Genomic DNA, 22608 nt, shown 5'->3' with positions numbered 1-22608 from the left:
TCTGACCAATAAGTTGTATTTACTTCTAAACTTGTTCAATAAACTTAACAAATGCGTCCTGTCCATGAGCATCTTGTTTATAAACGCCGGCGTCTTCCAGAACACGCATAAAGACTTTTCCGACTTCATTTTGTACAACTGTACCAACTGTTTCTTCAGAGATTACCGCATTTTCTCGTTTAATCTCATCGGCCCACGTTTGGTGATACGCTGCAATTTCATTTGGTTGATCAATCAAGTATTTTTCAACTTCTGCCATTTCAGTTTTTAAACGTGGTGGCAAGATAGCTAATCCCATAACTTCAATCAAACCGATATTCTCTTTTTTAATATGTTGTACATCGGCATGCGGATGATAAATACCATCAGGAAATTCATTAGACGTTTGATTATCTCGTAAAACTAAATCTAATTCATAACGATCATCACGCATTCTGGCAATTGGCGTTACCGTATGGTGTGGTGTCCCATCGGTATCCTTAGCTATAATTTGCGCGTCGTTATCGCTATATTTTTGCCAAGAAGTCAGAACTTTTGCTGCCAAATCAACTAACCGTTCTGGATCTTTTCCATTTAAACGGATGACTGACATTGGCCATTTTACAATTCCCGCCTGAATATCATCAAAGCCGACAAAATGCATGGTTTGGCTGATTGGCGCTTTGGCCATTGGAAAATCATGACGCCCACCTTGATAATGTTCATGCGTTAAAATTGATCCACCAACAATCGGCAAATCGGCATTACTTCCGGCAAAATAGCCAGGAAATTTCCCAACAATTTGTAACAGATCTTCAAATGTTTTCTTGTTAATCACCATTGGCTCATGTTTCTCATCTAGAAAAATTGAATGTTCTTTAAAATAAGCATAGGGTGAGTATTGAAATCCCCACGTCGCTTTGCCTAAATCAAAGCGTACGATTCGATGATTACGACGGGCTGGAAAATCTACTCTCCCGGCATAACCCTCATTTTCCATGCATAATTGACACTTAGGATAACCTGTTTGCTTCATGGTTTTCGCTAATGCAATTTGCTTTGGATCTTTTTCAGGTTTAGATAAATTAATCGTAATCTCTAGATCACCATAATTCGTCGGTACCTGATAAGCAATATTTTTAGCAATAGCGGCCACTTTAATGTAATCATTGGCTTGGCTCAATTCATAGAAATATGCCAGCGCAGCCTCCGGATCTTTTGCATACAAATCCCAGAATCTTTTATTAACATGACTTGGAATTGGTGTAACCAAATCCATTAATTTAGCACCAAGAATATCTTGTTCTGCGATTAATTCATTTATTTTTCCATTCTTAATGGCTAAATCAAGTAAGGCATCTTTAGCGGCGATTATTGTATCATCAACTGGTCTATCGAGCTCTAACTCTGATTCACCAACCAAATCCAAAACAACGTTCACTAAATAATTTTTATCATCCATGGAATAAGTGATCGGATCAAACTGAATCACTTTATCGACAAATCTTGAAATCAATTGATTAGAATCCATATTTTTTCCTCTATCTCTTTATGCTTAATCTAGTTTTTTTGCGCCATCAGAAATTTCTGCTAAATAGAAACTTGGTGCATAACCAATTTTTTCTTCGTAAATGCGTCCAACTTCTTTTTCAAACGTTTCAACTTGATCTTTAGCAACGATTGCAATTGCACAGCCACCAAATCCGGCACCGGTCATTCGTGCGCCCAGCACACCAGGTTGTTTCCAAGCTGTTTGGGCAAGCGTATCTAATTCAACACCTGTCACCTCATAATCAAACTGTAATGAAACGTGTGATGCGTTAACTAATTTACCAAAACGTTCTAAATCTTTATCTTGTAAAGCTTTTTGAGCCATGATTGTTCGTTGGTTTTCTGAAACTGCATGACGCGCGCGTTTTAAAAGATTTTCTTTTTGAATCAAGTAAGTTTCTAGATCAAAACTTGCATTATCCATGTCGCCCAATGATTTAATATCATTTTTTTCTTGTAATAATGCTAATGCTGCTTCACATTCACTACGTCGTTCGTTATACTTGGAATCTGCCAATTCACGACGTTTGTTTGTGTTCATAATAATAATAACATTGTCTTGCAAATCAATTGGTACCAAATCATACTCAAGCGTATTTGTGTCTAATAAGATGGCATGATTTGCTTTACTCATACCAACCGCAAATTGATCCATAATACCTGAGTTAACACCGATAAATTTATTTTCTACCGTCATACCCGTTTTAACAAGGTCAATTCGATCGATATCCAAATTAAATTGATCTTCTAGAATAACACCCATCAATAATTCGATTGATGCTGATGATGATAAACCGGCACCATTTGGGATATTACCTTCAAGAAGAATATCTAATCCTTTATCAATTACGTATCCTTGTTCTTGCAAGTAAACAATCATTCCTTTTGGATAATTTACCCAATTATGTTCTTTTTGGTATGATAGATCGCTTAAATCAAATGATACAACACCATTATCTTTAAAATTATTCGACATGATATTAATCTTTGTATCATCACGTTTTGTTGCAACTGCATATGTGCCTAATGTAATGGCCGTTGGAAATACATGTCCACCATTGTAATCTGTATGTTCACCAATCAAATTAATTCGACCTGGTGAGAAATAACTTGCATCTGCATCCACGCCGTAAACATCTTTAAATTCGTTCTTTAACTTATCAATTTTCATTATATTTTCCTCCAATTTATTAACCGCTTTCATTTTACTAAATATTTACTAAAATTACAATCTTTTTCACTCAATTATTTTTATTATGGTAAACTAATAAACATAATCACCCAATCAGGAGGTAGTCATGGCAACACTTAAAGATATTGCACAGCTTGCTAAAGTTTCTAATGCGACTGTTTCCCGCGTACTAAATTACGATCAAACATTATCCGTCGGAGATGATACCCGTAAACGTATTTTTGAAGCGGCAGAAAGTTTAAATTACTCAAAGAGTACAAAGAAAGCAACCACAACTAAAGGCAAAATTGCCATCGTTGAATGGTACACCGAAAAAGAAGAATTAGAAGATTTATACTACCTTTCTATTCGCATCGGTGTTGAGCGTAAATTAATTGAACTCGGCTATGAAATTACCCGATTTTTCCAAAATGATCAATTCGATTCTTTAAATAATGTGCTTGGGGCCGTCGTTATTGGAAAATATAGTCCCGCACAGATTGCTGAACTCAAAAAAATGAATTCAAATTTAGTTTTTGTTGATATGAACACACTAGATGCCGGTGTCAGTTGTGTTATGACTGATTTCAAATCACCAGTTAAGTCAGTAATCGATTGTTTTAATGAACAAGGTCTTACAAATATTGGCATGCTGACTGGACAAGAAAGTACTTTTGATGGTGTCAAATTAGGCCTTGATCCTCGTTTCATCTACTTTAAACTGTACTTAGAAAATATGAATAATTATCATCCTGAATGGATTTACACGGGAGATTTCACGCCAGAATCTGGTTACCAGTTAACCTTAAAATTATTGGCTGACCACCCGGATGATTTACCAAATGCCCTATTCGTCGCCAATGACGCGATGGCTATTGGTGCGTTACGTGCGTTAAACGAATCTAATATCGACGTTCCAGAGCAACTTAGCATAATCAGTTTTAATGATACGTCAATTGCTGAATACACTTTTCCCGCACTTAGTTCGGTTAAAGTTTACACTGAACAAATGGGGAAATCTGCTGCCGAATTATTAGTTAATCAACTGGCTACGGCTGATGAAATTATCCCTCAAATCATTACAATTGGCACGACCCTATCTCTCAGAAATAGTTCAAAATAAAATAGCAGATTTCAGAAAAACTCTGAAATCTGCTATTTTATTTTGAACTATTACGACCAATTAACCAGAATACTAAACCGACGACAACCATCATCAAACTTCCAACTAGCATTGTATTAAGAGTGTCATTAATATATGAACTTACGATGCCTGTAAAAACGGCTGCCCTACTAGATACAATGCTGATTAACCCGGTGTATAATGCAAGTGCCGAGCCCACAGCAATTAAAATACCACTCCAGATGGCACTAGATCCTATATATTTAAGCGGTATAAAAAACGCACGATTAACAACTAGTAAAAGTAACGTAAGTACAACTGAGACAATTAAACTATATAAAAAGAAAGACTGCACTGTCGATTTTATCGAACTAACCGTTGAGGAAATTTTTGATAAGTACGAATTTTGAACATTATTCGTTAAATACTCATTCAAATTACTTTTAAAAGTTGCAACAAGGCTGTCTGCTTCAGCATTATCCGTCGCGTTTGACGTGTTTACCTTTTTCGAAATGTTACTAGCAACTTGATTTGTTATCTCTGTTGGATTGATTACTTTTTCTTTACCCGTGTAGATATTACCGAGACTCGCTTTTGCGATGTCATCAACTTGTTGATCCGTTAACGCATCTTTGACAATTGACGCTGGTACGTTATTTAATGTCGCAATATTTGATATTGCATCGTTCATCTCCCTAGTCACTAAACTTACACTCGTGTCCGTCAAGACTCTATCTTCCGTATATTTTTGATTTAACACAGTCATTCTTAAAACACTCGTCACAAATAATACGATTAAGCTAAGTGTTAAGAAGAATGCCAACCAGCCGTTCAACCCTTTGTGATTATCCCGACTACCTGTTTTATTGATTTCACTTTGAAATTCTGCGCGCATATTGTTTCCCCTCTCACTAAGTTTTCGGATTTATTTAAGTTTTAATAACCACCTAACAGCCTAATTGTACTCGGCGCGCTTGAAAAATGATAGTTTATAAAAATAAAGTACTTTATAACCTTTCGGCTATATCTAAATTATGATAAGTTAACTGTAACATTTCCCAATTAATCGTCTTATCCAATCTATTTTTACAAATAATTAAAAGAAGGTGATTGTCTTGATTACAATAGGCTCAATTTTAAAAGAAACTCGCAAGAAACAACATTTAACTCAAAAAGAAGTTTCCCAGGATATTTGTGCACAATCTATGCTTAGTGCCATTGAGACGAATAAGTATATGCCTAATGCGCAACTATTAATTCATTTATGCCAAAAACTGTCTATTGATTTAGATCAAATAAGCCTTTTAAAAAATTTTGATATTAGTTCAGAAACTCAATTTAATAATCGCGTTGATAGATTATGTAATCAACATTGCTACAATGAATTACTTCAGTTTCTCAATGAGAAATCAATCATTGATGACTTAAAAACAGACAAACAACTACAAGCCTACTATTACTATGTTGGCGTTGCCTCCCTGCATACTGAAACTAACACTGCTAATGCTGAAAAAGCCATCAAACTATCTCTTGCTTCTGGCAAAAATAGTCTTCAAGGTACACTTTCCAGACTTGGAACCATTTTTTTAGCTTTTATCTACGCAAAACATCACCTTAAAACGACAACTCAAACCTACATTGACCAAACTTTTGAAAATTTTGCTAACTTATTTTATGAAGAAAATCAAAATATTTTATTTTACTTAACGTCACTCATTTATTTTGAACTCGCTGATTATACTACATCCCTTAATTGGATAGACAAGACTATTACCTTCGCCACTGAACATAACTCGCATTATATGCTAGCAAATTCCTTTTATTTAATGGCACAAATTGCAAAAAAATCTGAAGATGACGACAAACTTTTAGAAGCCACTCAAAATCAAAAATTATTAACTAATCTTTTTAGCGAAAAAATCTATAAAAACATATAAAATATCAGAATACTGATTTTAAATTTCTTTATAGATTAGATAGACTGAAGCCATCAAATAAAAGGAGGCTTCAATTTATGAATGAATTACTATTTTCAAATACTATTTCAATTGAATCAAGTAAAGAAACAATTGCTCTACTTTTACAAAATCCAAAATTTTTACTCAAATGGGTTCCAGATATTATTCAGGTTGATCCGCTCGATGACCAAAAATTTAATATTCGCAGAACAGATTCTGCTTTAAATAAAAATGAACAACTCTCTATTAGTACTGAAAATGATACAATCTCCTATCAAAGTACAGGCGGTAAACTCGAATATACATTAAGTTTTATTTTAACAAGCAATGACACTAAAACATTAGTCGAAGAATGTTTTTACCTATCTCCAAATAATCATTCACATTTACCCTTAAAATTACTTACCCCAATTGCTAAACATGCTTTTAATTCAAATTTACAAGGACTAAAAAAAGTTATAGAAATTAATTAAATAAAAGGACAACTCACTTCAGAGTTGTCCTTTTATTTTATTGCCATTCAAATGACAGTTTATAAAAATAAAGTTATTTATGCTAATTTAGACCCATTTGATTTTATAACATCACGATACAAATTGAATGATTTCTTCTTCGTTCGTTTTAATATGTATCTTGGTTATAGTCATCTAAATCTACCTAAATGAACCTATATCTTTTACTCCTTTGTGATGTCGGGGCACTAACTAGATCAATTCATCCCCATGATGCGTAGCCTCGAACGCCAACCCCATCTTCAATGGCATCAGAGATTGACTGAAAATGATTACGGAAATACTCAATTTGATAATCATCTTGAATCGAACCATCTGATTCAACTTTATCATTATTGCCTAGTCCGTTTTAAATAATCCACAGTGGTTTACCATATCTATCATATAAATAAATCAATGGAATTTACAGGCCTTTAGAATCAACTTACCAACCCCAATCTGTCATAGATAAATAAGGATTTTTCACTCCTGTGCTGTTGACGTCCTATATATTTAGCACAAAGATCATAAATTACTTCAATATATCACTCACTTCTATTGCCTAGCACGTATTTAATTTACAAGGACTAAAAACGATTTTAGAAAACATTTGATAAATCAATCCATTTTAGATAAGTGCACATCAAGTACAAATTTATTATGATTACTCACAAATCTCGATGTTGAATACTCAAAAGCGCGCCCTTTTTGATCGTAAGCTATTTGATCTATCACAAAGATTGGGCTATTCATATCCACTTCCAAAGCTTGGCTCGTTTCTTCACTTGCCGGTTCCGCGTAAACGACTCTCCGCGCATCCGTTAACTGTATTTTTGCGTAACTACCTAAATAATCATACACAGATCCAGATAATATTTTTTCATTAATTGGTGCAACTGAAACCGGCATCACAGAATGTTCAAAACTGTACACCTGATTATTAATTAAACGGATCCGTTTAATTTCATAAACTGGATCATTGGATAAGATTTGTAAATTTTTTCGTTCTAACTCGGTCGGTAATCGTGCGTTAAAGTACAATAACCTGCTAGTTATTTTTTGATCCCTATGTGAGTAGGTTACTCCAATCGGCAAATCTAAAGGAAGCATCTCGGTCGACTGAGTATCCATCCTAGGGCGGACATACGTTCCTGAACCCTGTTTGCTATAGACTAATCCTTCGTCGATCAATAAATTTAAAGACTTTTTTAACGTCAGCCTAGAAACTTCGTATTTTTCAGTTAATATTTCTTGAGTTGGCAGCAAGGAACCCGCACGATAATGATTTGTTAATATATCTCGCTTGATATCTGAATATATTTCTCGATACCTATACATTTGTCTACCTCATTTCTTTATTATTGTATATACATATTATACTAAATTAAATAATTTGTAAACGTTTTTAATTAAAATATGTATTTACAAATTATATGTTAATGGTTATACTCTATTTATGGAAAGCGCTTCCTAAGACGAAATAAAAGGAGATTTTTATTATGCATTTTAACTTAGAAAAGATTCAAGAACCACTCTTAAAAGTTTCTGCATGGGTAGAAAAAAATACCATTTTGCAGGCGATTAAGAATGCGTTCGTTAGAACCATTCCCTTTACCGTTGTCGGATCATTCTCCAACTTAATTAAAATGGAACTCGACGCATTAATCAAAGCAAAAAATATTCATAATGTTATTTTAACAAGCATTAGCGATTTATTTGGTTATATTGGTACCGCAACCCTTGGTATCGTCGCATTAATTGTTGTTTTCTCATCGGCATACTCGTACGCAATGGAATTAAAAAAAGACGAAAAAAATAAAGGCTTGAATCCAATCATTGCAACATTGTTAGCATTCGCGGCATACTTCGTTATGATACCAAACAATGTTAACTTTTTGGATGGAAAAGCAAAAATTGTTGAAGGATTTTCCACCTCATTTTTTAGTTATGAAGGAATGTTTACGGCTTTAATTGTCGGGATGCTTGCCGTATCACTATTTGCTCGCTTCGCGAGAAGTAAATTTACTATCAAGATGCCAGGCAACGTTCCACAAAATGTTTTTGATTCATTTTTCTCATTAATCCCAATTTCTGAAGTATTAATTATCTTTGGAGTAGTTAGAATTTTAATTCAATCACTTGGTTACGTTTCATTGGTTCAAATGATCGCGGATATTGTTATATCACCCATGTTAAGCGTTGGTGTTGGACTACCTGCTATTATTATTGTTATTTTATTGGAACAGATTCTTTGGTTCCTTGGCTTACATGGCTTTAACATCGTTTGGGGTGTTATATCTGCATTTTGGTTACCACTTTTTCTCAAAAATGTTGCAAAATTTGCTGAAACTCAAAGTTTTGCGGATATTTCAATTTCACCTAATACAATGACAAACGTCTACGCTATGATTGGCGGTTCCGGTGCAACATTTGGATTAATTATTGCAATGTTAATTTTCACAAATAAAGGGGAAAAGGAACGAGAAGTGGCAAAACTAGGTTTTATCCCTAGTTGTTTTGGTATCAATGAACCTGTTATTTTTGGGTTACCTATCGTTTTAAATCCATTAATGTTTATTCCATGGATAGTTGTTCCCGTTACGAACGCAATTATCGCTTATGTCGTAACATCAATCGGTTGGGTTGTACCACTTGTTGTTCTAAATTCCGGTAATGAACCTATTTTTATTAGCACGTGGGTACTAGGTGCATTTCACTTAAGCCCTGTAGTCTTAACTGCCGTTTTAGTCGTTCTCGATACCGCATTATATGCGCCATTCGTCATTATTAATCAACGTCACGAACGTGCAGAAGCAAAAAAAATGGAACCAAATACGATTACTGAATAACTACATTTAAGAAAATAAGAGGTGTTTCCTTTGAAAAAAATTCACGCAATTGCTCATACTCATTGGGATTTTGAATGGTATTTTACTCGTCAAGAAGCTCGAGTTCAATTTGCTTTCCACATGGATGAAGTTTTTGAAGCATTAAATAAAAATGAATTAGATTATTACCTATTAGACGGACAAATGTCAATTATTGATGATTACCTGGAGACATCGCCAGGAAAAGAAATTCTTATTAAAAAATACGTTACTGCTGGACGATTACTTATTGGACCTTGGTATACTCAAATTGATGAAATGGTCACATCAGGTGAATCGATTGTTCGTAATATTAGGATTGGTTCGAAGTTAGCTGATGATTTAGGTGGAGTCATGAAAGTTGGATATCTTCCTGACTCTTTTGGTCAAGGTCAAGACATGCCAAAAATATATAATGGTTTTGGTATCGATAGCGCCGTTTTCTGGCGTGGATTCCCCTCTGATAATGATTCGCGTTACTTCTATTGGACAAGTAATGACTCCTCAAAGGTATTAGTTGCTAATATTAAAAACGGATATTATGCTGGCGTAGATCTAGTAGAGAACGACGATTTCCTTAACTTATCGGAAAAAATTACAACTAATACAGCTTCTAATAGTCTTGCTCTACCAGTTGGTGGCGATCAAAGAGCCATCGATCATAAATTAAAAGATAGACTTGAAGTTGCAAATAACATCCTTTCAGAATCAAACTTTATTATTAAGGAAAGCACCTATCCAAAATTCTTCACTTCGCTAGCTGAAGAACCTAATTTACCCACTTTTAATGGGGAATTTATCGATCCATCGGATTCTAAAATACATCGTGGTATCTACTCTTCTCGTTATGATTTGAAACAACTTTACGATCGGTTAGAACGACGAATGACCTATGAAGTCGAACCGCTAATGGCAATAGCTACACATCAAGGCATTCCTGAAAAGCAAGGATTAGTCGATAACATCTGGAAAACAATTGCTCGCGGTCAAGCTCATGATAGTTCCGGTGGTTGTAACAGTGATAAAACTAATCAAGATATTTTACATCGTGGTATATCGGCGGACCAATTATCCATTTCATTAAAGAGTTATCTGCTGAGGAAACTGAGCATTTCAATTACAGAAAAAAACCAACCTGACTTATTTGCATGGAATCCTCTTCCAGTAACAGTCAGTGAGGTCAGAGAATTCGAGGTTAGTACACTCAATGCACATTTTACAATATCAACAATTGACGGCGCCAACGTTCCTTTTGACATTATCTATCAAAGAAAAGAAAATGCTGCTGTTTTACGCCGTAATACCGAGGAAATGACCAACGATTTTTACTTTATAACTAAAATTTCTTTTAAAACAACAATATTAGCAACTGATTGGACTGGCTATTATTTTCAATCAACCCAATCAAATAAACCTGCAAACGAATTACAACTATCTAACGATATTCAAAATGATTTTTATAAAATTTATTTCGAAAACAACCAATTAACTCTTATTACAAAATTTAATAATAATTCTTACTCCAATTTCATAACGTTTGAAGATAGTGGCGATGAGGGAGATACGTACGATTATTCTCCAGCATTCAAAGATTGGATATTAGACTTAAACTTTTCAGATACTAATTCAGTCACCTTCAAGTCAGGATATTTCAATCAAATAATGTCCATTAACGGTTCATGGGATTTGCCAATGAATCTAAGCGAACGCGCTTTAAAAAATAAAACCGGAAAAGTTAATTACCAATTAACACTCAAATTAATTCAGAACTCAAATATAATTAATTTTAATCTTAAGATTGATAACTCAGTTTTTGATCATCGAATGCGTCTTATCCTAAATACACAATTAACCGATATCGATAATTCCTATGCGGACACACCATTTGGAGTTATTACTCGTCCTACTGAAGATAAACATCTTAAAGACTGGAATGAAATTGGTTACCATGAAGAGCCAACAAGTATGCGACCAATGATTCATTTCGCAAATTCTCACAATAAAAAAGCAAGTTGGTCTTTTCTAACCCTTGGTACAAAAGATTTTCAATTAATAGGTAAGTCATTTGATAAAATGGCCATTACGTTATTTAGAGGCGTCGGTTTCTTAGGTAGACCCGACCTAATGCGTCGTCCATCGGATGCATCTGGTTTACAAACAAAAATAGTTCCAACTCCGGACAGTCAATTAAATCAAGAATTATCATTTGAAGGTGGTTTAGTTATTGAATCAAAGTTTAATCCGATTGAACTTCAAAATAAACATCGTCAACTAAGCCAAAATAACCTTTTCTACCAAAATCAGATAATAAATCGCTTCACTACTCCTCTACAATATTTTATGATGAATCCAACTTCATCGAGTGTTATTCATAGCCAAATTATGTCCGTTGAAAATTTAGAAGTGGTAATAAGTAGTTTTTCAATCTCAGACGATAAAGCCGGTTATGAACTACGTCTTTATAATCCAACAGATGATTTAATTGAAAAGCCAGGTCGTATTGCATTAGAAGTCGCATGCAATATTGCAGAACTTGATCTGAACGGTAAAGTCAAAAAATTCATTGAGTCAAAGGTTAATACCATTGAATTATCGAGTTTTAGACCTGGGGAAATTAGAACCTACGGTATTATGCCAATTAAATAAGTAATTATGCTAACTAATAATTGAGGTGCACAAATGATAAATCAAAAAGAGCTCATCAACCAAGTCGAGGATTATTCACTAACGGTATCGCTTTTTTCAAAAAAATCAGAGGCGCTATTCCAGAATATCTTTATCGATACTTTAACAAATACTGTTAAGGTAAAAAATAACTCAGATATTTTTGTTGCTACGGGAGACATTCCCGCTATGTGGCTCAGAGACTCAACGTTTCAAATACTTCCTTATCTCTCCTTAACAGATAAGATACCTGAATTAATGCAATTAATTCATGGTGTCATTAAGCAACAATTAACATATATTCAACATGATCCTTATGCAAATGCCTTTAATGAAACTAGTTCAGGCGCCCATTATGCAATTGACAAGTCAAATATTCCCATATCTGACTTGGTTTGGGAAAGAAAATTTGAAATTGACTCGCTGTGCGCTCCTATTCACTTAGCTTCAGAACTTTATCACAAATCTGGATACTCGAACCATCTAGACGCTAATTTTTGGCAAACCGTGGATTTAATTATTGATACGTTCATCAAGGAACAACATCATGAAAATTCTGATTATATTTTCAATCGTTCTGACGGTCCATCAACTGATACGTTGAGCCATGACGGCAAAGGATCACCAGTTGGATACACTGGGATGGTTTGGAGCGGCTTCAGACCGAGTGATGATGCGTGTCTGTACGGTTATCACATTCCTGGAAACTGTTATATTGTATGTATATTAGACGAACTTATTTCATTGTCGGAAACACAAATGGTTGCATCCAAATTAATTGATAAAATATTAAAACTTCGATCCGATATTAAGTTTGGTATTGATAATTTTGGAATTGTGAAAGAGCCCAATACCCTGGAGACAATTCTTGCTTATGAAGTTGATGGTTTAGGTAACATCAACTTCATGGACGACGCGAATGTTCCAAGTCTATTATCACTACCATTTCTCGGATATATTTCATCTAGTGACGCCCTCTATCAAAGAACTAGAGAATTTATCCTAAGTAATAAAAATCCATTCTATTATTCGGGAAAATATCTGAAGGGAATCGGTAGCCCACACACACCGAATAATTATGTTTGGCCAATTTCATTAGCGATGGAGGGATTAACATCCAATAACTTAGAATTTATACAAGGAAGACTAGATACCATAAGCACAACCGATAACAACACGTTACAATGTCACGAAGGTATTAATGTTGATGATCCAAGTCTCTACACTAGGGATTGGTTTTCTTGGGCTAATATGACTTATTGCCAACTCGCCCTACGGTACATGGATATTCAAGAAGAAACATCCGGGCTAAAAACCTAACACATGGTATGAATCAACTTCTAACGAAAGCATACTCTATTTAATTAAATGCAAACAAAAAAGTATTATCAATTTTCATGATAATACTTTTTTAGTATCGCCGTTAATTTTTGCTCTACACCAGTCACATCGTTATCCGTGCCTAAACCAGTAATAATATATTTTTCTAACGTTGAGTTTAAATAATTTTTATTCATGAAGTTTGTAACGACTAAATCATAATTTCGATTAGAATCATAAACATCTAAGTTCACGCGCAAATTACCATTTAATAATTGGCTGACGTACATAATAAAAACGTCCTTAACCCTTTCGTCCGTGTTTAAATCAACACCTACAGTCAATAATTGTTCCTTAGCCAACAGCCGTGAATTAAAGATTTCCATAACGGAATTAGCAAATGAAACACCATACCTTAAATAAAATTGATGCCATTCAGGTTGATCTTTTACTTCTTCAATCATTGCATCCATTGCTTCTTCCACATTTTTACGAACTAGAGCGTTATCACTTTTCACACGATACGTTTCCATCATTGTTGTGCTAACTGATTTTAAAATACCGTGAAAACAAAATGCTTCCGTACAAATTGGATATAATGATTCACTTAAATCTCCACCAGAAATTTGAATGCCCAGGCTTTTTTCAAATCCATTTTCTAAAAACTCGACAGCTTGTTGTAACTTATTATTATTTCTCCGATTAATGGCAACGAAATCGTGCGCAACAAAAGTACTCCATGGCACCGATACAAACGCTATCGTCCATGCATAGAGCAGAGCACTCTCAAAATGGACATCAACTTTATCTTTAAATTGTTTAATTATCTCACCAAACTCTTCTTCGACACTATCAAATAAAGAGTTATTCGTAACCATATCTTCTAAAACGGATGAAATATTATGGTTATCTTGATCGTTTACCGTCATTCGCTGACTCGTCACTTTTAGCCAAATTTTCACTCGGACTAAACTGCTGTCATTTACATTGAAATCAAAATATTCTTCAAATCGTTCAATAATTGTCATGATACTTCCATTTTCAATTGATTCTTCAAATTTAAAATCAATCCCTAAAAACAGTGAGTAATAAAAAAATCGAATTTGACTCTCATCACCCAACATGACGCCTTGCGCAATTTTTAAATTAAAGCCCTCCAAAAGAGGCGTTAACCGTTTAATTCTTCTAAAAACAGAAGCTTCACTCACGTTTAATTTAGCACCTAAATTTTCAACCCTACCGTTACCTTTAGTGTAAAATGCCATTAAAATTTGATAATTAATAGACTTCTTAATGTAATCATATATTTTTTCGTTGAAATTAATTTTACCTTTGCCTACCAATTGAACATTATTTTTTTTAATAATCATGTAGGGTGTATCCCCAGAATTGAAATCTTCATCTAGCTGAAGCAAAGCAACTTTTACGGCAGTTTCAGAAACACCTAATTGCTCACACAACGCTTTTTTTGATAATCCAGTCTCATTCAATGCTAAGATTTCAATAATCTCACAAATCAGCCATTCCTGTTTATCAAGGATACTTTTTTTGTACATACTTGCCTCCAAGTTTTTATAATCATCATGTTTTTTAAATGAACTTATTTTATCATTCGGAATACTGTTTCCAAAAGAATAAATTCTCTTTTTAAAATTCTAACATTTAACGTATCCTGTGTCATTTTTTTCCTAGTCTAAATGGGTCTCATACCAACAAAAAAACCATTATCGTCAGATAACAGTTTTTCCACATTATTTATTAACTTAATCGTTCAAGTTATACCTTAATTTCATTTGTTCAGAACCAGAAATAACCATTTCGCCTAATAATTGTGTTTGGCGTTTCAATGATTCTTTAGCCAATTTAGCATTAATTTCTTCTAGGAATTTAGTCGCATTGGATTTCGTAGGTAATGCCTTATCAGCAGCATTTTGAATAGCATGGTACGCGCTCATTGCTTCTAATTCAAATGTATTTCGCATATCCACATAGAAGTCATAATTCGTATCGCCCAATAATGCCGTCGTACAACTCAACCAATACATATTGTTTAAATCAAATTCGCCGGTCGCATTTTTATACGAATCTGGCGTTTCATTAACGTTAGCATAGAACGGCACAATCGTGTTAAACGTGTTTGCCCCATAAGCCAACCAATGAATACCAGCGATTTCATCAGGAACATCATTACGAACTTGTAGTAAATGCACATTATGATTACGGTTAATTCCGATTGGACGAAAACGAGTTTTAATATCTTCAGGTGCACTTCCATAAGGATCATAATCCGTATTTTCAAAATGCGCACTTAAAACAAATTTCACGTCTTCAATCGAGATTTTACGATTTGCACGACGGATAAATGGTAAGTCTTGATCCATTGGATCCTGTGTAATTTCAGGATTAAAGAATTGTTGACCATACCATGTACGAGGATTGTTATAAACTGTATCTTTAATTGATGCACTACCAAAAATATGACGCAGATTATAACCGTCAAAATCAGGATTCAAATGATTATTATCAATCAAAACTTGTAAATCTTCAGAACAAAGAGTGTCTTCTGAATCAAAATCAAATGTATCAATATTTCTACGATTAGGTGCTACTACATAAGCGTCATCCGGAATACGGACGGCAGCCCAGTGATGACCACCAATTGTTTCAAGCCACCAAATGCTATCATTATCAGAAAATGCGATACCATTTGGTTCATATGTGCCATGAGTTAGAAGTAAGTCACCTAAACGCTCTACACCTTCTTTAGCGCTATGGATATAAGGTAAAACAAGTGTGACAAGATCCTCTTCGCCAATACCGCCAGCAACATATGGATCAATCCCTTGAATCCGTGGATTAGTTGTTATTGTTTCTGTTGCAGACATTGTAACGTTGTCACTATTAATGCCCGCAGCGGGCCAAATACCGTTCGTTAAGAGTGAGTTTGGAATTGATGTGTAACGCATTGGGTTATCCGGTAATTCTACCTTCACACCACTGATTACAGCCTGATAATTACGAGGTTGATCTTCAGGTTGTACCACAACAAAACGTTGTGGGTCTAAAGCCTCATGCCCATCGTCATTTCGAGAAATCATCGTTGAACCGTCGATTGAAGCCTTCTTACCAACTAGAATTGATGTACAAGAACCGTGAACTCTTTTTTTCATTTTCCAAACACTCCTTATCGATTTAATACTAATAGTATAGCCGTTTTCACAAGAAAATAACAGGTCTTAACGTCAAACAAAAGAAGTCTTAACGCTAGTTTCGGCGTTAAGACTTCTTCAATTAATTCTAAATACTTACCTGCTTACTTCTTTGTCCGTTTTGCTTTTTTTCTACCTACCATAAAGATCAGTGATGTTGCGAGTAAGGCTGCACCGACCAAGGTCATCAAGAGACTTGTTGCTTCATCAGTTTGAGGTAAACTTCCTGTTTCAGTTTTTGTCTTATTGGCTGAGGTTGCGTGAGAACCGCCATTTGGTGTATCAGTCAATGTTGTTGTCGTTCCTTTTGACTGATCATCTGTTGTTGGTGGTGTTACAACGGCTGCTTCCTCGTCCTTAAGATAAACATACGTAACTGTTTGCATCGCATCTGTGAAGATGCCTTCAGCATTGTTTGGTGTTTCTTTCAATTTCCAACCTGAAAGCTGTTTTGCCTTAGATGTATAGCTGTCGCCAACTTTTCCAGAAAGTGTAATCGATGCCGATAATTCATTACCATCTTTATCAACATATTTTACGGTTACATCTTTAGCTGTTGCTCTGGCATAAACATAGGTGACCGTCTGAGCATCCCCTGTAAACTTACCCTTTGCATTGTCTGGCGTCGTCTTAAGCATCCACCCTACAATACTCTTAGCAGTTGTTTCATAGGCATCCCCTAACTTACCAGAAAGGTTGTCAGGTGTTGCTAATTCGTTGCCTTTTTCATCTACATATTTAACTGTTACGGCCGCAGCATCTGTTTTTTCATACACATACGTAACCGTTTGAGCCTTATCTGTAAACGTCCCCTTAGCATTCTTTGGTGTTTCTTTTAATGTCCAACCTGCCAACTCTTTTGGACTAGATGTATATTCATCGCCAATTTTCCCTGACAAACTATCAGGCATTGCCAATACGTTACCATCTTTGTCAACATAGTTAACCGTCACATTGGCCGCATCTGTTTTTTCATACACATATGTGACCGTTTGTTCAGTATCTGTAAATAGCCCTTTGGCATTAGTTGGCGTTTCTTTTAATGTCCAGCCAACAAACACCTTAGGATCAGTTGTATAGGCATCTCCAACTTTTCCTGAAAGTACGTCCGCCTTAGCTAAATCATGACCTTCTCCGTCCACATATTTGACCGTAACTGGAACGGCGTCCGCTTTTTCATAGACATATGTGACCGTTTGTTTAGTATCCGTAAAGGTTCCGATCGCATTTTTTGGCGTCTCTTTCAGTGTCCAACCAGCAATATTCTTAGGCATTGTACTGTACGGATTGTCAATCTTCCCTGAAAGAATGTCTGATGCTACTAATTTGTTTCCTTTTTCATCAACGTAATTAACCGTTACATCAGCCGCGTCTGCTCTTTCATACACGTACGTGACTGTTTGTGCTTTATCCGTAAACATCCCTTGTGCATTATTTGGTGTTTCCTTCAAAGCCCAACCGGAAATATTTTTAGCCATCGTGTTATAAGGATTAGCAATCTTTCCTGAAAGTACATCTGACGCCGCTAGTTTATTGCCTTTTCCGTCAACATAATCAACTGTCACATTAGCTGCATCTGCTCTTTCATACACATATGTGACTGTCTGTGCATTATCTGTAAACGTTCCTTGTGCATTATTTGGCGTTGTTTTTAACGTCCAACCTGATAATACCTTAGAATCAGTCGTATAAGCATCCCCAACTTTTCCTGAGATAACGTCAGCTTTAATTAAATCATTGCCTTTTTCATCCACGTATCTAACCGTAACGGACACAGCATCCGCTTTTTCGTAAACGTATGTGACTGTCTGCGCCTTATCTGTAAACATTCCTTGCGCATTACTTGGTGTTTCCTTCAACGTCCAACCAGCAATATTCTTAGCTGTTGTACTGTACGGATTAGAAACTTTCCCTGAAAGAATATCTGATGCTACTAACTTATTACCTTTTCCATCAACATAATCGACAGTTACATCGGCCGCATTTGCCTTTTCGTAGACATATGTCACTGTTTGTTTAGCGTCTGTAAACATTCCTTGCGCATTGTTTGGTGTTTCCTTTAATGCCCAACCGGAAATATTTTTAGCCGTTGTGTTGTATGGGTTAGCAATTTTCCCTGAAAGCACATCTGGCGTTGCCAATTCCTTACCATCTGTATCAACATATTTGACAGTCACATCAGCTGCATTCGCTCTTTCATACACATATGTGACTGTTTGCGCTTTATCTGTGAACGTTCCTTGCGCATTACTTGGTGTTTCTTTTAATGCCCAACCTGACAATACCTTCGAGCTAGTTGTATAAGCATCTCCAACTTTCCCTGGAAGAACATCAGCGTTCGTTAAGTCATTACCTTTTTCATCCACATATCTAACCGTGACAGGAACTGCGTCTGCCTTTTCATAGACATATGTGACCGTTTGTTTTGTATCCGTGAAAGTTCCAATGGCATTCTTTGGTGTTTCCTTCAATGTCCAACCGGAAATAGTTTTAGCCGTTGTATCGTATGCGGCGTCTATCTTTCCTGAAAGAATATCCGATGCCACCAGTTTGTCACCTTTTTCATTTACGTAGTTAACTGTGACGTCAGCCGCGTCTGCTCTTTCATACACATATGTAACTGTTTGTGCGTCAACTGTGAATGTACCAGTTGCGTTATTTGGTGTTTCTTTTAATGTCCAACCGGCAATATTTTTAGCTGTTGCACTATATGGGTTAGAAACTTTTCCCATCAACTTATCTGGATCCGCTAACTTGTTGCCTTTTTCATCCACATAGTTAACTGTGACCGGTGCCGCATCTGCTCTTTCATAGACGTAAGTTACTGTCTGTGCATCCGCAGTAAACGTGCCACTTGCATTTTTTGGTGTTTCTTTCAATGTCCAACCGGAAACGTCAGCTGCAGTTGATGTATAAACGTCACCGAAATCACCCGTTAATTCTTTTGAAGCGGCAATTGTTTTACCAGCTTCATCGACATATTTTACTGTGACTGGTGCAGACGTTTTCTTATAAATGTAGGTCACTTTAACGGCGTCTGCTCCAAATTTACCAGAAGTTTTACCTTCTACCTTCACAAAATCATAACCCGGAATCTTCTTCTGAGTTGTTGTGTAGTCATCATCGAAGTAGCCACTTTGCACAACATCATCGGCAATCGTATCGCCTTTAACATCAACGTAGCTCGCCGTTACATCCGCACTGGCACGAATTAATTGTGTTCCTATCGCACCTGTCTCAACAACTTGTAGTTTGTTAGCCGCAATTCCGAAACTGTTATAAGCACCACGCGTTTCTTGAACGGCACGTGAAACTGCTGTTGTTTTAACTGGTTTATTACTAATTAACGTTGAATCTGAAATTTCAGATTCTTTAGGGGCAACTAAATCAAATGATAACGTTACACCTTTGCCTTGAGCCCATTCAACGCCATCATTAAGTGTGATTTTGTATGAATGAATGGTTGACCAATCAGTCACTTTGTCAGCCGCTACCCAAGTTGCATCTTCAGCACCTGCTGGATCAACAATTTTAGCAGCACCTGCTGGGTAAACGGTATTTTTATCCAAGATACCCGCACGTTTAGGATTCTTAGAAGTGCTATAGAGCACGGTCATCTTATTTTCCCACTCGCTTGGTAGTGTAATTTCACCATCTAACTTCATTTCATAAGCTGAATTACGAGCAGCGCCATCAGTAATATTAGCATCTCCGATTGAAGGTAAGACATCTAAAAATTGCATTGATGTTATTTTTTCGTCAGTATCATTTTTAAGAGTTGCTTTGTAAGTGGCTTTTTTACCAACCGTTACATTACCTAAATCGCCATAACCAGTATCCTTATCACCTTTGATACTTGTGCTAATATCGAGATTAGACGCTTTATTTAAGACGTAAGCATTACCTGTTTTAACAATTGGTGTATCCGTTTTGCCATCTTTATCAATATCATCCGTATCTTCAGACTTAACGGTATCCGTTAAGAGAACCGTGTCACCTGTTGGTTTAACCGCGGTATAATCAGTATCACCGATGGTACCAATCATATTAAATGTCATATTAGGTGTTGCGTCTTTAGAGATATCTACTTTAAATTGTCCCGTCAAGTAACTACCGGAAACTAACTTACCATCTTCCATTGTCACTTTAACCATTTGACGTCCAGTACCTTGATAATCTTTGTCATAGAGTTCAGCACTGTATTTAGTTGAAGAAACGGCCTCTTTAAATGTGACCCCAGTTGGTAAAAGAACGTAACTTGTATAAGGCCCATTTAAGGGTGAAATTGATGCTTTATTATTTTCAATTGATGTTAAAACTGTATTTTCACCTTCATTAACGGTACTTCCGACAGTATCTAATAGACTAACTGAAGCTTTAACAACTTTAGTTTCACCGGTCGTTTTAGCTGCAACTTCAACGTGACGAGGTCCAATTCGATCTGTGTAAATTTTACCGGAATCACCTTGGAATGCCTCTGCCCACGTATGTGTCGCATAATCAACATAACTAACATATTCATTTCCATCTGCCGCAGGTGCTTGTGCACCGTAAAAGGTCATGTCCATGGTGTTTTTCAGTTGACCCGTATACCCTTTATCAATAGTAGTATTCACTTTCATACCGCTATTGTATAACCCAGCTGGTGCCATCTTTAATAATTTATTATTAGCGTCATAAAATCTTCCCGCCGCATCATCGCGGTTTGCCGGAACATTTGTATAGTCTTTGTCATGGAACCATAACCAAATATTTGCGACCTTTTTCCCCTCTGGAATACCCAGCTGTGAACGTGAGTACTTAGCATTGGTCTGCATATCCATCTTAAGTAGTGACCAATTATCATCAACTTTTCCGTCAGTTTCATATTTTACTAACATTGCAAACGAAACTTTCTCCTTAGTTGCTCCAAACGTAGGCAATTTACCATTTGGCATATAATAAAAATTACCCGTTGTAAAACTATCGAGATTTAAATGTTTATCCATATTATAGTAGATATTATAATATACGAATCCAAAAGATGCTGATGTCGCCGTTTGCGATGACAACGTTAGTCCATAACTCAGATAAGCATCATCATTAACCGTTATATCAGGATCTATTAACGAGGTTGATGCCACTCCACCATTTCCATTTGATGGACCCAGATGATTAGTTGGAAATGCGGATCCACCAGGAGTTGGTATTGGTACATCCGTTGGATCATTTGGCATAACCATAACAACTGATTTAATTGGTGTTGTATCATTTGTGCTGCCGTCAAGGAATGTTGCCGTTGAACTCATTGTATTCGTAATTTGTGAGTAGTACGCCGCAGTATCCGAAACTTTAGCTTGAATTGTGACATTTTTTTCAAAGAAGTTAGTTGCTGCGGCCTTTTGTTCTGCGTAACTTGGTGCTGTATATTCCCAAGTTAACGTTCTACCATCGGCGCTGACTTTAGGCTCTTGTGCCCCATCTTTTACACCGTAATAGTCTAACCCTGCTCCTAAAGTATAGGTTGCCTTGACTGTTGATCCTTCTTTAACATAAAGTGCACCCGATGCTTTTTTGGGTGCACTAATACCGACACCGTAATTAACGATATCGCCACGATTAGGATTATTATATGTTTGGCCTTCAATACCAATTAGTTTATTTGTTGCAGCATAATTATTATCCGCCGTAATTTTCACTGCTGATTTTGAGTCATAACTCTTACTTTCACCATTTTGATCTGTACCAGTGAAAGCCGCAGCCACATTCAAAGTTGTATTAGGTAAAATTGCTCCATTGGTTGTTTGAATTTTTAAAATTGCTTTATTAGCAGTTCTTGCATCAAGTTTATCAAAATGATAATTCAAGATACCCTTATCTTTATCGTAAGTTGGTGTGACACCCGCAATTTTAAGCTCAGCCAAATCTTGCGTAAACGTCATATTCTCATCTAAATTGTCTGGTAACGTTACTTTTAAATCAACGTTTGTGAATGATGTATCTCGACCTGACATTTTAAAATACAGATTAAAATCAGCCCATTGTCCGGCTTCAATTGTATCTTTTTGAGCCTCAATGGTAATATCTGTATTAACGTCTCCGGCACGCGTCATACCCGTTTTTGACTTAGCGGCAGTCGACGGTGCCGCTTTTGCGGTCGTTGTTTCGGTCGTTCTGTTAACCCCCTGTGCAAAAACAGACGATAATGGTAACTGTGTAAACAACGTAATAACCGTTGTTGCGATTGTTAGTCCCTTTTTCATATTTAATTCCCCCTGTAATCCAATAACCCATGT

General features: G+C 36.0%; 14 protein-coding genes. 6 read left to right on the top strand and 8 right to left on the bottom strand.

What is annotated here, in order from left to right; all coding sequences use genetic code 11:
* Nucleotides 1-25: 25 nt before the first annotated feature.
* Both galT and FC66_RS05220 read right to left on the bottom strand, forming a co-directional pair.
* Nucleotides 26-1510: a UDP-glucose--hexose-1-phosphate uridylyltransferase gene (gene galT, locus FC66_RS05225; RefSeq protein ID WP_057974335.1), complete on the bottom strand. Its 1485-nt coding sequence runs from the start codon at nt 1508-1510 to the stop codon at nt 26-28.
* 24 nt (nt 1511-1534) lie between these two features.
* On the bottom strand, nt 1535-2701 hold the full coding sequence (locus tag FC66_RS05220) for a galactokinase (protein ID WP_057974334.1): 1167 nt from the start codon (nt 2699-2701) through the stop codon (nt 1535-1537).
* A 127-nt stretch (nt 2702-2828) separates the two neighbouring features.
* Here FC66_RS05220 and FC66_RS05215 point away from each other — a divergent pair, with 127 nt between their 5' ends.
* Nucleotides 2829-3824 (top strand): LacI family DNA-binding transcriptional regulator, encoded by a 996-nt coding sequence (locus tag FC66_RS05215; protein WP_057974333.1) that lies wholly within the window; start codon nt 2829-2831, stop codon nt 3822-3824.
* A 37-nt stretch (nt 3825-3861) separates the two neighbouring features.
* Here FC66_RS05215 and FC66_RS05210 read toward each other — a convergent pair whose 3' ends face one another.
* Nucleotides 3862-4719: a hypothetical protein gene (locus tag FC66_RS05210; protein ID WP_057974332.1), complete on the bottom strand. Its 858-nt coding sequence runs from the start codon at nt 4717-4719 to the stop codon at nt 3862-3864.
* Nucleotides 4720-4939: 220 nt separating this feature from the next.
* Here FC66_RS05210 and FC66_RS05205 point away from each other — a divergent pair, with 220 nt between their 5' ends.
* Nucleotides 4940-5761: a helix-turn-helix domain-containing protein gene (locus tag FC66_RS05205; protein ID WP_235804044.1), complete on the top strand. Its 822-nt coding sequence runs from the start codon at nt 4940-4942 to the stop codon at nt 5759-5761.
* Nucleotides 5762-5838: 77 nt separating this feature from the next.
* Nucleotides 5839-6255 (top strand): hypothetical protein, encoded by a 417-nt coding sequence (locus FC66_RS05200; RefSeq protein ID WP_057974331.1) that lies wholly within the window; start codon nt 5839-5841, stop codon nt 6253-6255.
* 241 nt (nt 6256-6496) lie between these two features.
* On the opposite strand, the gene FC66_RS08125 is transcribed toward FC66_RS05200, so the two are convergent.
* Together FC66_RS08125 and FC66_RS05195 are read right to left on the bottom strand one after the other, a co-directional pair.
* A complete protein-coding gene (locus FC66_RS08125) occupies nt 6497-6583 on the bottom strand; it encodes a family 1 glycosylhydrolase (RefSeq protein WP_235804047.1) in 87 nt (28 codons plus the stop codon).
* Nucleotides 6584-6891: 308 nt separating this feature from the next.
* Complete coding sequence (locus FC66_RS05195) at nt 6892-7611, bottom strand: GntR family transcriptional regulator (RefSeq protein WP_057974330.1); 720 nt, start codon at nt 7609-7611, stop codon at nt 6892-6894.
* A 161-nt stretch (nt 7612-7772) separates the two neighbouring features.
* On the opposite strand from FC66_RS05195, the gene FC66_RS05190 reads away from it, so the two are divergent.
* Genes FC66_RS05190 through FC66_RS05180 form a run of 3 tightly spaced genes read left to right on the top strand, consistent with a single transcriptional unit; the run spans nt 7773 to nt 13124 of the window.
* Nucleotides 7773-9122, top strand: a complete 1350-nt coding sequence (locus FC66_RS05190) for a PTS sugar transporter subunit IIC (RefSeq protein WP_057974329.1) — start codon at nt 7773-7775, stop codon at nt 9120-9122.
* A 30-nt stretch (nt 9123-9152) separates the two neighbouring features.
* Entirely contained in the window at nt 9153-11786 is a 2634-nt protein-coding gene (locus FC66_RS05185) for a glycoside hydrolase family 38 N-terminal domain-containing protein (RefSeq protein ID WP_057974328.1), read from the top strand.
* A gap of 33 nt (nt 11787-11819) precedes the next feature.
* A complete protein-coding gene (locus FC66_RS05180; RefSeq protein WP_057974327.1) occupies nt 11820-13124 on the top strand; it encodes a glycoside hydrolase family 125 protein in 1305 nt (434 codons plus the stop codon).
* 68 nt (nt 13125-13192) lie between these two features.
* Here FC66_RS05180 and FC66_RS05175 read toward each other — a convergent pair whose 3' ends face one another.
* The 3 genes from FC66_RS05175 to FC66_RS05165 form a co-directional block, all read right to left on the bottom strand.
* Nucleotides 13193-14680, bottom strand: coding sequence for an AcpB/EbpR/MafR family transcriptional regulator (locus FC66_RS05175; RefSeq protein WP_057974326.1), 1488 nt, complete (start codon nt 14678-14680; stop codon nt 13193-13195).
* Nucleotides 14681-14887: 207 nt separating this feature from the next.
* Entirely contained in the window at nt 14888-16294 is a 1407-nt protein-coding gene (locus FC66_RS05170) for a C69 family dipeptidase (RefSeq protein ID WP_057974325.1), read from the bottom strand.
* 143 nt (nt 16295-16437) lie between these two features.
* Nucleotides 16438-22575, bottom strand: coding sequence for a MucBP domain-containing protein (locus FC66_RS05165; protein WP_057974324.1), 6138 nt, complete (start codon nt 22573-22575; stop codon nt 16438-16440).
* Nucleotides 22576-22608: the final 33 nt, after the last annotated feature.

Origin of the sequence: Dellaglioa algida DSM 15638 (assembly GCF_001434695.1) — a bacterium.
GTDB lineage: Bacteria > Bacillota > Bacilli > Lactobacillales > Lactobacillaceae > Dellaglioa > Dellaglioa algida.
Note: the sequence above shows the minus strand (reverse complement) of the source record. Positions and strands in the feature narration are given on the sequence as shown.